The 12,317-nt window shown below is 63.7% G+C and carries 12 protein-coding genes and 2 pseudogenes; 9 read left to right on the top strand and 5 right to left on the bottom strand.

Annotated features, from left to right (window positions below; genetic code table 11):
* Nucleotides 1–18 precede the first annotated feature (18 nt).
* Genes FQ755_RS33680 through araD form a run of 3 tightly spaced genes read left to right on the top strand, consistent with a single transcriptional unit; the run spans nt 19 to nt 4,407 of the window.
* Nucleotides 19–1,635: an aldehyde dehydrogenase (NADP(+)) gene (locus FQ755_RS33680; protein ID WP_144162190.1), complete on the top strand. Its 1,617-nt coding sequence runs from the start codon at nt 19–21 to the stop codon at nt 1,633–1,635.
* 50 nt (nt 1,636–1,685) lie between these two features.
* Nucleotides 1,686–2,621, top strand: a complete 936-nt coding sequence (locus FQ755_RS33675; protein ID WP_144161651.1) for an SMP-30/gluconolactonase/LRE family protein — start codon at nt 1,686–1,688, stop codon at nt 2,619–2,621.
* Nucleotides 2,622–2,655: 34 nt separating this feature from the next.
* Nucleotides 2,656–4,407: an L-arabinonate dehydratase gene (gene araD / locus FQ755_RS33670; RefSeq protein ID WP_144161648.1), complete on the top strand. Its 1,752-nt coding sequence runs from the start codon at nt 2,656–2,658 to the stop codon at nt 4,405–4,407.
* Between the two features lie 47 nt (nt 4,408–4,454).
* On the opposite strand, the gene FQ755_RS33665 is transcribed toward araD, so the two are convergent.
* Entirely contained in the window at nt 4,455–4,910 is a 456-nt protein-coding gene (locus tag FQ755_RS33665) for a DUF3005 domain-containing protein (RefSeq protein ID WP_144162187.1), read from the bottom strand.
* Between the two features lie 281 nt (nt 4,911–5,191).
* Here FQ755_RS33665 and FQ755_RS33660 point away from each other — a divergent pair, with 281 nt between their 5' ends.
* A complete protein-coding gene (locus FQ755_RS33660) occupies nt 5,192–5,425 on the top strand; it encodes a hypothetical protein (protein ID WP_074296310.1) in 234 nt (77 codons plus the stop codon).
* A gap of 104 nt (nt 5,426–5,529) precedes the next feature.
* The gene (gene epsC, locus FQ755_RS33655) at nt 5,530–6,459 is read left to right on the top strand and encodes a serine O-acetyltransferase EpsC (RefSeq protein ID WP_144161645.1); all 930 of its coding nucleotides are present in this window, start codon (nt 5,530–5,532) and stop codon (nt 6,457–6,459) included.
* A gap of 133 nt (nt 6,460–6,592) precedes the next feature.
* On the opposite strand, the gene folE is transcribed toward epsC, so the two are convergent.
* Together folE and FQ755_RS33645 are read right to left on the bottom strand one after the other, a co-directional pair.
* Nucleotides 6,593–7,228 carry a GTP cyclohydrolase I FolE gene (gene folE / locus FQ755_RS33650; protein WP_144161642.1) on the bottom strand — a complete coding sequence of 212 codons (636 nt, stop codon included), beginning with the start codon at nt 7,226–7,228 and terminating at the stop codon, nt 6,593–6,595.
* Between the two features lie 147 nt (nt 7,229–7,375).
* Nucleotides 7,376–8,299, bottom strand: a complete 924-nt coding sequence (locus FQ755_RS33645) for a LysR family transcriptional regulator (RefSeq protein ID WP_144161639.1) — start codon at nt 8,297–8,299, stop codon at nt 7,376–7,378.
* A 286-nt stretch (nt 8,300–8,585) separates the two neighbouring features.
* On the opposite strand from FQ755_RS33645, the gene FQ755_RS33640 reads away from it, so the two are divergent.
* The 4 genes and pseudogenes from FQ755_RS33640 to FQ755_RS33625 form a co-directional block, all read left to right on the top strand.
* Complete coding sequence (locus FQ755_RS33640; RefSeq protein ID WP_144161636.1) at nt 8,586–9,290, top strand: 3-oxoacid CoA-transferase subunit A; 705 nt, start codon at nt 8,586–8,588, stop codon at nt 9,288–9,290.
* A 10-nt stretch (nt 9,291–9,300) separates the two neighbouring features.
* Nucleotides 9,301–9,960: a 3-oxoacid CoA-transferase subunit B gene (locus tag FQ755_RS33635; RefSeq protein ID WP_144161633.1), complete on the top strand. Its 660-nt coding sequence runs from the start codon at nt 9,301–9,303 to the stop codon at nt 9,958–9,960.
* Between the two features lie 110 nt (nt 9,961–10,070).
* A complete protein-coding gene (gene pcaD / locus FQ755_RS33630; protein ID WP_144161630.1) occupies nt 10,071–10,862 on the top strand; it encodes a 3-oxoadipate enol-lactonase in 792 nt (263 codons plus the stop codon).
* Nucleotides 10,859–11,079, top strand: a pseudogene (locus FQ755_RS33625) (carboxymuconolactone decarboxylase family protein); the annotation flags it as partial. The gene pcaD and the pseudogene FQ755_RS33625, both read left to right, overlap by 4 nt.
* A 54-nt stretch (nt 11,080–11,133) precedes the next feature.
* Here the strand turns inward: FQ755_RS33625 and FQ755_RS33620 are convergent.
* Both FQ755_RS33620 and FQ755_RS33615 read right to left on the bottom strand, forming a co-directional pair.
* Entirely contained in the window at nt 11,134–11,820 is a 687-nt protein-coding gene (locus tag FQ755_RS33620; RefSeq protein WP_144161627.1) for a TetR family transcriptional regulator, read from the bottom strand.
* Between the two features lie 139 nt (nt 11,821–11,959).
* A pseudogene (locus FQ755_RS33615) lies at nt 11,960–12,202 on the bottom strand (ferredoxin--NADP(+) reductase); the annotation flags it as partial.
* Between the last annotated feature and the right edge of the window lie 115 nt (nt 12,203–12,317).

Genomic DNA, 12,317 nt, shown 5'->3' with positions numbered 1-12,317 from the left:
GATTACAAGGAACAGATGATGCAGATCACCGGAGACATGTTGCTCGGCGCGTCCGCCGTTCGCGGAACGCAGGGCACACTGCGCGCTTTCGACCCGGCCCGTAATACGGAAATCGAGCCCGCGTTCGGCGCGGGCGGTGCGACGGACGTGGACCGTGCATGCACGCTCGCCGCCGAGGCCTTCGATTCTTACCGCCTCGCGCCGCTCGAAACGCGCGCGCGCTTTCTCGAAGCGATCGCGGAAAACATCCTTGCCCTCGGCGATGCCTTGATCGAGCGCGCGCATATCGAATCGGCGCTGCCGAAGGCGCGTCTCGAAGGCGAGCGCGGCCGCACGGTCGGTCAGCTCAAGCTGTTTGCCTCGCTGGTGCGCGACGGCCGCTGGCTCACCGCTACCCTCGATTCCGCGCTGCCGGAGCGCAAGCCGCTGCCGCGTTCGGATCTGCGTCTGCAGAAAATTGCGGTTGGGCCGGTCGCGGTGTTCGGCGCCAGCAACTTCCCGCTGGCGTTCTCGGTGGCGGGCGGCGACACGGCCTCCGCGCTGGCCGCGGGCTGCCCGGTGGTCGTGAAGGCGCATCCGGCGCACCTCGGCACCTCCGAACTGGTGGGCCGCGCCATCCAGAAAGCCGTCGCGGATAGCGGCCTGCCCGAAGGCGTGTTCTCGCTCGTCGTGGGCGCGGGTAACGAAATCGGCGAGGCGCTCGTCAAGCATCCGGCCGTCAAGTCGGTGGGTTTCACCGGTTCGCGTCGTGGCGGTCTGGCGCTGGTCGAGATCGCCGCGAAGCGTCGTGAGCCGATTCCCGTGTTCGCGGAAATGAGCAGCGTCAATCCGTTCTTCGTGTTCCCGGGCGCGCTGGCAAAGCGCGGCGAGGCGCTGGCGAGCGGTTTCGTCGATTCGGTCACGCTCGGCGTCGGCCAGTTCTGTACCAATCCGGGTCTCGTGCTGGTGCTCGAAAGCCCGCATACGCGCGCCTTCATCGACGCAGCCGCGAAGGCGCTTGCCGGCAAGGGCGCGCAGACCATGCTGACGGCGGGTATTGCCGCCGCCTACAAGGACGGCGTGGCGCAACGCGCGGCCAGCAACGGCGTGCAGAGCGTGGCGCAAGGCGCGGCCAGCAACGGCGTGCAGAGCGTGGCGCAAGGCGCGGCCAGCGAAGCCGCCTGCGCCGCCTTGCCGGTGCTGTTCGAAACCACGGCGGCGCAGTTCCTCGCCACGGCCAGGCTCGAAGACGAAATCTTCGGACCGACTTCGCTGATCGTCACCTGTGCCGATATCGGCGAAATGCAGAAAGTGGCCGAGCATCTCGAAGGCCAGTTGACCGCGACGCTGCAAATCGAAGCGGACGACTACGCCCTTGCCCGCCAACTGTTGCCGACGCTCGAGCGCAAGGTGGGCCGGATTCTCGCCAACGGTTTTCCGACCGGCGTCGAAGTGTCCTACGCGATGGTGCACGGCGGCCCGTATCCGGCGACCTCGGACGGCCGCGCGACCTCGGTGGGCGCCACCGCAATCGACCGCTTCCTGCGCCCGGTCTGCTATCAGGACCTGCCGGCCGAGTTGCTGCCGGAAGCATTGCACGACGGCAATCCGCTGCACCTCTGGCGTTTGCGCGACGGTAAACTGGCGCAGGAGTAAACCCCCAACCGACCACACCTGACCACGCGCAGGCAACCCGAGGACAAGGCATGACCGAAATCAACCGACGCTATCCCGATCCCGCGATCCGCATTCTCGATCCGCGTTTCAAGGACTTGCGGCTGGCGTCGGCTTCGGTTGAATGTCTGTATCAGGGCGCGCGCTGGTCGGAAGGTCCGGTGTGGTTCGGCGATGGCCGCTATCTGTTGTGGAGCGACATCCCGAACAACCGCATTCTGCGCTGGGACGAGCAGACGGGCGCGGTGACGCCGTTTCGCCAGCCGTCGAATAATGCCAACGGCCACACGCGCGATCGCGAAGGGCGGCTCGTCAGTTGCGAGCACCTCACGCGGCGCGTCACGCGCACCGAGTACGACGGTTCGATCACCGTGCTGGCCGACCGCTATCGCGGCAAGCGCTTCAATTCGCCCAACGACGTGATCGTCAAGTCGGACGGCTCCATCTGGTTCAGCGACCCCACGTTCGGCATCGACAGCTTCTACGAAGGCGAGAAGCAGGCGTCCGAGTTGCCGGCTTGCGTGTATCGCGTGGATGGGCAGACGGGCGAGGTGACGGTCGTGATCGACGACGTGCTCGGGCCGAACGGTCTGGCGTTTTCGCCGGATGAGTCGCTGCTGTACGTGGTCGAATCGCGCGGCGAGCCGCGCAAGATCCGCGCGTTCGACGTCAACGGCGACCACACGCTTTCGAACAACCGCGTGCTGATCGACGCGGGTCCCGGCACGCCGGATGGCTTCCGGGTGGATATCCACGGCAACCTCTGGTGCGGCTGGGGTATGGGCAGCGAAGAACTCGACGGCGTGCGTGTCTTCACGCCGCAAGGCGAAGCGCTCGGCCATATTGCCTTGCCCGAGCGCTGCGCCAATGTCTGCTTCGGCGGGCTGCATCGCAACCGCCTGTTCATGGCCGCGAGCCACGGGTTGTATTCGCTGTATGTCAATACGCAGGGCGTGAAGGGCGGCTGATGACCTGCCCAGCGGCCCGGTGAGGAGAGAAGTTGTGACCAAGAGAAAGACCCCCGAAGAATTGCGCAGCCACCGCTGGTACGGGGTGAACGACCTGCGTTCGTTCGGCCACCGTTCGCGCACGTCGCAGATGGGCTACAGCCGCGAGGAATATGCCGGCAAGCCGGTGATCGCGATCCTGAACACGTGGAGCGAGATGAATCCGTGCCACACGCACTTCAAGCAGCGCGTGGAGGAAGTGAAGCGCGGCATCTGGCAGGCGGGCGGTTTCCCGATCGAACTGCCGGTGCAGACGCTCTCGGAGCCGTTCCAGAAGCCCACCACGATGCTGTACCGCAACTTCCTCGCGATGGAAGCGGAAGAGACGCTGCGCTCGTATCCGGCAGACGGCGTGGTGCTGATGGGCGGCTGCGACAAGACCACCCCGGCGCTGCTGATGGGCGCCATCTCGATGGACCTGCCGACCATCTTCCTGCCGGCCGGCCCGATGCTCAACGGCAACTGGAACGGCGTGACGCTCGGTTCCGGCTCGGACACGTGGAAATACTGGGCGGACCTGCGCGCGGGCAAGATCACCGAGCAGGACTGGCAGGGCGTGGAAGGCGGCATCGCGCGCTCGCCGGGCCACTGCATGACGATGGGCACGGCGTCCACCATGACGAGCGCGGCCGAGGCGCTGGGCTTCACGCTGCCGGGCTTTGCGTCGATTCCGGCGCCGGATTCGCGCCACGCGCAGATGTCGGCGAAAACCGGCATGCGCATCGTGGAGATGGTGTGGGAAGACCTGAAGCCGTCGGACATCATCACGGCGGGGTCCATCGATAACGCCGTCACGACGTGTCTGGCCCTCTCGGGTTCGACCAACGCGATTGTCCACATGATCGCGCTGGCGCGCCGTGCCGGTATCGACCTGACGCTGAACCGCTACGACGACATCTCGCGTCACACGCCGGTGCTGGCGAACATCCGCCCGACCGGTTCGTACCTGATGGAGGACTTTTACTACGCCGGCGGCCTGCAGGCGATGCTGGCGGAACTGGGTGACCTGATCGACGGTTCGCAGAAGACGGTGAACGGCCGCACGCTGGGCGAGAACCTCGAAGGCGCGAAGATCTTCAACGACGATGTGATCCGCCGCCGCGCCGCGCCGCTGCTGCCGAACAACGGCCTCGCGGTCCTGCGCGGCAACATCGCGCCGGACGGTGCGGTCATCAAACCGGGTGCAGCCGACCCGAAGCTGCACGTCCACACGGGCCGCGCAGTGGTGTTCAAGGACTACAACGACATGGCCGCGCGCATCGACGACGACGCGCTGGAGATCGACGAGACGTGTGTGATCGTGCTGCAGCATGCGGGCCCGGTGGGCGCGCCGGGGATGCCGGAGTGGGGCCAGTTGCCGATCCCGAAGAAGCTGCTGCAAAAGGGCGTGCGCGACATGCTGCGGATCTCGGACGCGCGCATGAGCGGCACGAGCTACGGCGCGTGCGTGCTGCACGTGGCGCCGGAGTCCTTCATTGGCGGACCGTTCGCGCTGGTGCAGGACGGCGACCTGATCGAACTGGACGTGCCGCAGCGCAAGCTGAACGTGCTGGTATCGGACGAAGAACTGGCGCGGCGCAAGGCGGCGTGGGTGGAACCGGCGCCGCGCTTCACGCGCGGCTATGGCGCGATGCATCAGGTGCACGTGATGCAGGCCAACAACGGTTGCGACTTCGACTTCCTGCAGCGCGATGGAGCGGGCGGAGCGGCGCGCACCGGTAGCGTCGGCGAGCCGGAAATTCACTGAAGCGTGGCGTGCGTGGCGTGCAGTAACCCGCCGCCACGCTGCGACTGCTATCTCACACGCTGCAATTCGATCAGCCGCGTGGGCCGCATATGGTTCAGCGCGTAGTGAATCCGCCCACGGTCCTGACGACTTCCCAGCGCATGCGGGTCGTCGAACTGATGGTCCGCATCGTAGGTCGATTGCGGCGCGATCATGCCTTTGTCGATCACCTCATAGCCCGGTTCGAGCGCGAGCAGCGGACGATTGCCGCCCACCCGGCTATCGAAACCGCCGAGGCCGTCTTTAGACTCCGGCACGCTGTTCACAAGCGTGGCATTCGAGGTGGTGACCTCGTCAGGGCCGATCGGGCTATGGCCGGCCAGCCGCGCCGCTTCGAGGTTCTTGCCGTCGGTGTCCACCGTGCTGTCGTGCGTGCGGTCGTTGTGCAGCTCCGCGCTGCTCGGACCGCCGGTGCCGGGAGCGCGCGAGGCGTCCTGGGGTTTGCCAGTGTCATTGCTGTTCATCATGCTTTCTCCAGTAAAGGCCAACATGGCTGAAATAGCAGCAAAACTTGTACCGCGCGTTGACGAGCGAGCGACGCGCCTTCCGCTTCGCCTGGCCATACGCGCATGACATTCTTTTGATTTTTTTTTAATCAACGCGTATTTTCTACAGAGTATGATCTTACTCCGACGAGTAGGCGCGGTTAAATTGACGGCTTCTGCCAGGCCGTCTCAGCGTGGCCGGTGGGAGACGACGACGCGCTGCTCGAATACTATTACGAGGCAGTCAGGGCGGGTGACACATGCACTTCGATGCTGCATTCACACATCGCGGCTACTTGCTCAACTGCGCGCCGGCGCGCGCGGGCGATGGGACATGGCAACCTTACGTGGTGATCTCACGGTCCAGTGACGGCGAACTGGTCGCCAACCGCTTTTTCCCCACGGATTTCCGTTTCGCCGACGAAGCCGCCGCTATCGCGCACGCACGCGACTGGGCGGTGCGCTGGATCGACGCCAGCAGCGTCACCATCTGACGCGGCTGGCGTGGACGCAGCGCTGCACGAGCGGCGGGAAAACGCGGTAATCTCTGGGGACAATTCACTCTTGCCGTGCTTGTCGCGCGGACGCCGTCCTCACCATGCCAAACAGTCCTGCCCGTAACTGGGGTTTAGAACAGATCGTCGCAGACCTGCGCGCATCACGCGAGCAGTTGCATCGCACCCGTCATCCGCGTGGCATTCGCGAGTTGCCCTCGCGCGAAGCCGTCAGCAGCATCGTCACCGGCCTGCGCGCCGCGCTTTTCCCGACCCACTACGGCGCGCCCGACCTGACCGACGAGACCGTCGACTATTACGTCGGACATACTCTCGAAAGCACCTTGCGGCTGCTCGCCGAACAGATCCGCCGCGCCTTGCGCTTTCTGCCCGAATTCGCCGACACACCGGACCCCGTGCTCAGCGAGCGCGCGTTTGAAGTGGCGCGCGAATTCGGCACCCAGTTGCCCGGCATCCGCGCGCTGCTGGTGAGCGACATCCAGGCCGCTTTCACCGGCGACCCGGCGGCGCAGCACATCACCGAAATCCTTCTGTGCTATCCGGGCATATGGGCGATGACGCACCATCGACTCGCGCACGCGCTGCACCGGCTCGGCGTGCCGCTCCTCGCGCGCTTTATCAACGAGATCGCGCATTCGGCGACCGGCATCGATATTCACCCCGGCGCGCAGATCGGCCCGAGTTTCTTCATCGACCACGGCACGGGCGTGGTGATCGGCGAGACGGCCATCATTGGCGAGCACGTGCGCGTGTATCAGGCAGTGACGCTCGGTGCGAAGAGTTTTGCGGCGGATGTCGACGGCACGCTCATCAAGGGCAATGCGCGCCATCCGATCGTCGAGGACGACGTGGTGATCTACGCGGGCGCGACCATTCTCGGCCGTGTGACGATTGGACGCGGCTCGGTGATCGGCGGCAATGTCTGGCTGACGCATAGCGTGCCGCCGGGCAGCAGCGTTTCGCAAGGCAAGGTCCGCGAAAGCGACAGCCACGACGAAGGGCGGCGCGCATAGGCCCGCCTGGATTTGCCAGGTAGTGCTGATGAATTAACAAACTAACAAACGTGCCCGAACTGCCTATGCTGGGCGTGTGCGTAGACCTTCGGCACGCTGCCTGGCTGTCCCAGGCATTCTCGCTGTCCACTGACTAGGTATTCGCCACGGCCACGATGCCGGGATTGCCGACGATCGACAGAAACTCGCGGCGCGTCGACGGGTCCGTGCGAAACGTGCCGAGCATGCGCGAGGTGACCATCGAGACGCCGGCCTTGTGCACGCCGCGCGTCGACATGCATTGGTGCGACGCTTCGAGAATCACGCCCACGCCTTCCGGTTGCAGCACTTCGTTGAGTGTGTCGGCGATCTGCACGGTCATCTTCTCCTGAATCTGCAGGCGCTTGGCGAAGGCGTCGACAAGCCGCGCCAGTTTCGATATGCCCACCACCCGATGCTTCGGCAGATAAGCGACGTGCGCGCGGCCGATGATCGGCACCATGTGATGCTCGCAATAGCTTTCGAAGCGGATGTCTTTCAGCACGATCATTTCGTCGTAGCCGTCCACTTCCGAGAAGGTGCGGGCGAGGATCTCGCGCGGATCGACGGAATAGCCCGCGAAGAATTCCTCGTAAGAACGCACCACGCGCGCCGGCGTGTCGAGCAGGCCTTCGCGCTGCGGATCGTCGCCGGCCCAGCGCAGCAAGACGCGCACGGCGGCTTGGGCTTCGTCGCGCGTTGGGCGGCCCAGGGCTTCACTTTGTTTGATCTTCTTTGCCTTGCTGCTCATCCTGCGCTCCTGTGTGCTCGCATGTTGAATGTGGTCCGAATGGTTGCGGCCATTGTTCCATGTTTTGCGTTGCGGCGTGTATGGCCGCCCCACGCGAGTGGTTTTCCCGAGGCCTGCGCAAGGACATCGGCCGTAGCATCAACGGGGTTATTTCGACCACTCGTCCACGGTATCGTCAAACGACTCGGCAACGGCGCTGCGCAACCAGCTCGCGCGTGGGTCGTTGTGCAACTTGCGATGCCAATGCTGCCTGAGATCGAAGCGCGGCAGTTCGAGCGGCGCCTCGGCGAGCGTGATCGATGCATGCGCGGCCGCATAGGTCGCGCCGATCGCATGCGGCACGGTGGCGATCAGATCCGTGCGCGCGAGGATGAACGGCAGGCTCATGAAATGCGAAGTCTCCAGCACGGCGCGACGCCGGAGGCGCTTTTTCTCGAGAAATTGCTCGAGCACTTCCTGGCTGCGGCCTTCGGCGCGCACCACGGCATGACTCGCGGCGAGGTATTGCGGCAGCGTGAGCGGTTCGCGGGTCAACGGATGGCCGCTGCGCATCAGGCAGATGAAACGGTGTGTAAAGAGACGCTGCTGGAAGAAGTTGTTGCCCGCGAGATCCGGGAAATAGCCGACTGCCAGATCCACCTCGCCGGCTTCGAGGCCGCGTTCGATCTGCGCGGGCGACAGCGAGAGCGAGCGCAGATTCGCTTGCGGCGCGCGGCTGGCGAAGAGTTGCAGCAGGCGCGGCAAAAAGACGACTTCGCCGACATCGGCGAGGGCGATGGAAAACGTGTGGGTGGTCGTGGCGGCGTCGAAGTCCTGCGCGTCCAGCATGCCCTGGCGGATACGCGAGAGCGCCTCGCGCGCGGCGGGAATCAGGGCGAGCGCGCGGGGCGTCGGCTCCATGCCGCGCGAAGTGCGCACGAACAGCTGATCGCCGAAGTAGTCGCGCAGGCGGCCGAGCGCCGTGCTGACGCGCGGCTGGCTGACGCCGAGGCGTTCGGCGGCGCGGCTCACGTTGCGGGTTTCTTCCAGCGCGACGAGATAGGGGATCAGGTTGAGGTCGAGTTCGGACATGCGGGCGGGGCGGAGTGGTATCGCGGCTGCGTATACACCGTACCCCCGAAATTGCCCTGGCCGATATTGGGGAAAGCGCCGAGCATGGGCAGCGCGCGCGCTGTTCTGATGAATCACACGCGTCACCGGGGTCGCGCTGCAAAGCCGCCCGGAAAAGCGGATTATGGATGTCCTCGCCTTGACAACGGGAACAGCCGCCTTTCATAATGCGCCAATGCGTTCGCTAAACGAATCTGTGTTCGTATATAGAACAAATCGGCGCGGCGCGTCCCAAACGGAATTCGACATGATCAACAAGATTTTCGAGTCACTTCAAGCGGCGCTCGCCGATGTGCACGACGGCGCGACCGTCATGATCGGCGGCTTCGGCACGGCCGGCATGCCGTCCGAACTGATCGACGCGCTGATCGAGCAGGGTGCGCGCGAACTCACCATCGTCAACAACAATGCGGGCAATGGCGACATCGGCCTCGCCGCGTTGCTCAAGGCTAAACGGGTGCGCAAGATCATCTGCTCGTTTCCGCGCCAGACCGATTCCTATGTGTTCGACGCGCTTTACCGCGCCGGTGAAATCGAGCTTGAACTAGTGCCGCAAGGCAATCTCGCGGAACGGATTCGCGCGGCGGGCGCGGGCATCGGCGGCTTCTTCACGCCAACCGGCTACGGCACCAAACTCGCCGAGGGCAAGGAAACGCGTCTGATCGACGGCCGGCATTATGTGCTGGAGTCGCCGCTGCACGCCGACTTCGCTTTGGTGAAGGCATTCAAGGGCGATCGCTGGGGCAATCTGGTGTATCGCAAGACCGCGCGCAATTTCGGGCCGATCATGGCGAGCGCCGCGAAAACCGCGATCGTCCAGGTGTCGAAGGTCGTGCCGCTTGGCGAGCTCGATCCCGAGGACATCGTCACGCCGGGCATCTTCGTGCAACGCGTGATCGAAGTGCCGCAAGCCGCACACCAAGCCGAGCTTGCATCCGCGAGCGCCGCCTGAGGAGACCGACATGAAAAAACTGACCCGCGATGAAATGGCGAAACGCGTCGCCCAGGACATCCCCGAAGGCGCGTATGTGAATCTCGGCATTGGCGTGCCGACGCTGGTGGCGAACCACCTCGCTGCGGACAAGGAAATCTTCCTGCACAGCGAAAACGGCCTGCTCGGCATGGGCCCGGCGCCCGTCAAGGGCGAGGAAGACGACGAACTGATCAACGCCGGCAAGCAACACGTCACGCTGCTGACGGGAGGCGCTTTCTTCCATCATGCGGACTCCTTCGCAATGATGCGCGGCGGCCATCTCGACTTCTGCGTGCTCGGCGCGTTCCAGGTGTCGGCGAAGGGCGATCTGGCGAACTGGCATACGGGTGCCCCGGATGCGATTCCGGCCGTAGGCGGCGCAATGGATCTGGCGATCGGCGCAAAGCAGGTCTATGTGATGATGGAGCACCTGACCAAGCAGGGCGAAAGCAAGATTGCGGCGCAGTGCTCTTACCCAGTGACGGGCGTGGCATGCGTGGATCGCATCTACACGGATCTGGCCGTAATCGACGTAACCGCAGACGGCCTTGTGGTGCGCGAAATTTGCTCCGACATCGACTTCGACACGCTGCACAAATTGACGGGCGTGCAGCTGATCGACGGCACCGAGGCGGCCCGCGCCGCGTGATCCGCCATCAGGCAACCCGACTATGCTCGACGCCAGCGCGCCTATGTCGATGCCGTACTGGCGCTGCTGTGCGAACGCGCTAACCGTCCCACTTCCCCAAGAGTCAAGGCATGCCCTACGCTGCAGTCAACGGCATCGAGCTTCACTATCGGATCGACGGCGATCGTCATGGCCATGCGCCGTGGATCGTGCTGTCTAATTCGCTTGGTAGCGACATGACGATGTGGACGCCCCAGGTCGCCGCGCTGGCAAAGAAGTTCCGCGTCTTGCGCTACGACACGCGCGGACACGGTCATTCGGAGGCGCCGAAGGGGCCTTATACCATCGGGCAGTTGAGCGGCGACGTGCTCGGCCTGATGGATAACCTGAAGATCGCCACGGCGAATTTCTGTGGCATCTCGATGGGCGGCCTGACCGGCGTCGCGCTTGCGACGCGTCACGCTAACCGCTTCGAACGGGTCGTGCTGTGCAATACGGCAGCACGCATCGGCTCGCCGGAAGTGTGGGTGCCGCGCGCCGAACGCGCGCGTAAGGAAGGCATGCTGGCGCTGTCCGAAGCGGTGCTGCCGCGCTGGTTCACCGGCGAATTCATCGCCCGCGAGCCGTTGATGTTCTCGGTGATCCGCGACGTCTTCGTCCATACCGACAAGGAAGGCTACGCCAGCAACTGCGAAGCCATCGACGCCACTGACTTGCGTCCCGAAGCGCCTGGCATCAAGTTGTCGGTGCTGGTGATAAGCGGCACGCATGATCTGGCAGCCACGCCCGCGCAAGGCAAGGAATTGGCCGCGGCGATTCCGGGTTCGCGCTATGTCGAACTGGACGCTTCGCATATCTCCAACATCGAGCAGGCGGAAATCTTCACGAGCACGGTGCTTGACTTCCTCGCGGAGCAACCATGAACGACGGCGAACGCTATGACGCACGCGTGAACATGCGCCGCTCGGTGCTGGGCGACGCGCATGTGAATCGCTCGTTGGCGAACCGCAGTGAGATCACCGAGGAAGTCTAGAACTTCATCACGCGCTACGCATGGGGTGAATCTGGACACGTGACGGTTTGCCCCGGCATACGCGCAATCTGATTACGATTGGCCTGATGGTGGCGCTCAAGTTCGGCTTTCCATCTGGTGGGCAAGCTGTTCCGTGAAGAGGACGCCGGAGCGGACAAGGCTTAAACGCGGCCGGCTTCCTCAACCGGCACATGCGCCAGCACCGCACGCAACACCGTCTCCCTGATCACCTCGCGCCAGTGCGCCAGAGCCGCCTTGTCCATCAACGATTCGCCGAGAAACGCGCTCAATGTGTACTGGTTGGCGTTATAAAAATAGCCGAGCGAGGCGATCATGATGTACACGTCCCGCGCCGCGATGCCGTCACGAAACACGCCTTTCGCCTTACCCGCATCCAGCACCTTCTGCACCACGGAAATCGCATAGCCGGAAATCTCACGCAGCTTTGACGACTTCCTTGCATGCTTGCCCTGATGCAGATTCTCGCTGGATAGCAGCGTGACGAACTCGGGATGGTCGAGGTAATACTGCCAGACGAATTCCACGACCTGCTGCAGGCCGCGCACCGGATCGTCCAGATCCAGGTCGAGCCGGCTTTCCGCCTCGTTGAATTGCGAGTAGATGGTTTCCAGCACTTCGACGAACAACTGCTCCTTGCTGCCGAAGTAGTAGTAAATCATCCGGTCGTGCGAGCGGGCCGCTTTCGAAATGCTCTCGACCCGGCCACTCGCGTAACCTTGCTTTGCAAACACCTTGATCGCAGCCTTCAGAATCTTTGCGCGCGTATCCTGGGCCTGTTTCGCGCGGACACCGGTTGCGCCCGTCTTGCGGGCGGCGGTTGGACTCATGGGCAGCCTCTCGTTTCTCTCAGTTAGCTTGATCATTGCCGGCCGCGTGTGATGCACCTGCTCACAACACAGCGGGCCAGCATTTCGCCGCCGGCCCGCTGCCATGATACAGCCGGCAGATATGCCGGCAAGCGGATCTTTAATCGAATACGGGCGATTCGACACCGAGCACCTTGTGCAGCCGGGTGCTGGTTGTTGTGTACTGCATATGAATTTTCTTGTCCGGGAAGATATAGGGCGCCGCGCCGAATGCGGCAAGCGCTGCCTCATGAAAGCCGGAAAGAATCAGCTTCTTCTTGCCCGGATAAGTATTGATGTCGCCCACAGCGAAGATGCCCGGCACATTGGTTTCGAATTTCCCGGTATCGACGCCTAGTGTCCTGTTCCGTTGTTAACTGAACTATGTTTGCGTAGGATGTTGGTATCAACGGAACGGGAGATACCAGCATGCCAATGGGACGACCGAAGGTGGAGTTGATGTTGAGCGAATCCGAACA

Source organism: Paraburkholderia sp. BCC1885, from assembly GCF_900996235.1.
Classification (GTDB): Bacteria; Pseudomonadota; Gammaproteobacteria; order Burkholderiales; family Burkholderiaceae; genus Paraburkholderia.
Note: the sequence above shows the minus strand (reverse complement) of the source record. Positions and strands in the feature narration are given on the sequence as shown.

Excerpts from the sequence above, each read along its gene's own strand:
- FQ755_RS33640 (WP_144161636.1), top strand. The coding sequence starts at position 8,586 with ATGATCAACAAGATTTTCGAGTCACTTCAAGCGGCGCTCGCCGATGTG.
- epsC (WP_144161645.1), top strand. The coding sequence starts at position 5,530 with ATGCCAAACAGTCCTGCCCGTAACTGGGGTTTAGAACAGATCGTCGCA.
- folE (WP_144161642.1), bottom strand. The coding sequence starts at position 7,228 with ATGAGCAGCAAGGCAAAGAAGATCAAACAAAGTGAAGCCCTGGGCCGC.
- FQ755_RS33680 (WP_144162190.1), top strand. The coding sequence starts at position 19 with ATGCAGATCACCGGAGACATGTTGCTCGGCGCGTCCGCCGTTCGCGGA.
- pcaD (WP_144161630.1), top strand. The coding sequence starts at position 10,071 with ATGCCCTACGCTGCAGTCAACGGCATCGAGCTTCACTATCGGATCGAC.
- FQ755_RS33675 (WP_144161651.1), top strand. The coding sequence starts at position 1,686 with ATGACCGAAATCAACCGACGCTATCCCGATCCCGCGATCCGCATTCTC.
- FQ755_RS33645 (WP_144161639.1), bottom strand. The coding sequence starts at position 8,299 with ATGTCCGAACTCGACCTCAACCTGATCCCCTATCTCGTCGCGCTGGAA.
- FQ755_RS33620 (WP_144161627.1), bottom strand. The coding sequence starts at position 11,820 with ATGAGTCCAACCGCCGCCCGCAAGACGGGCGCAACCGGTGTCCGCGCG.
- FQ755_RS33660 (WP_074296310.1), top strand. The coding sequence starts at position 5,192 with ATGCACTTCGATGCTGCATTCACACATCGCGGCTACTTGCTCAACTGC.
- FQ755_RS33635 (WP_144161633.1), top strand. The coding sequence starts at position 9,301 with ATGAAAAAACTGACCCGCGATGAAATGGCGAAACGCGTCGCCCAGGAC.
- FQ755_RS33665 (WP_144162187.1), bottom strand. The coding sequence starts at position 4,910 with ATGAACAGCAATGACACTGGCAAACCCCAGGACGCCTCGCGCGCTCCC.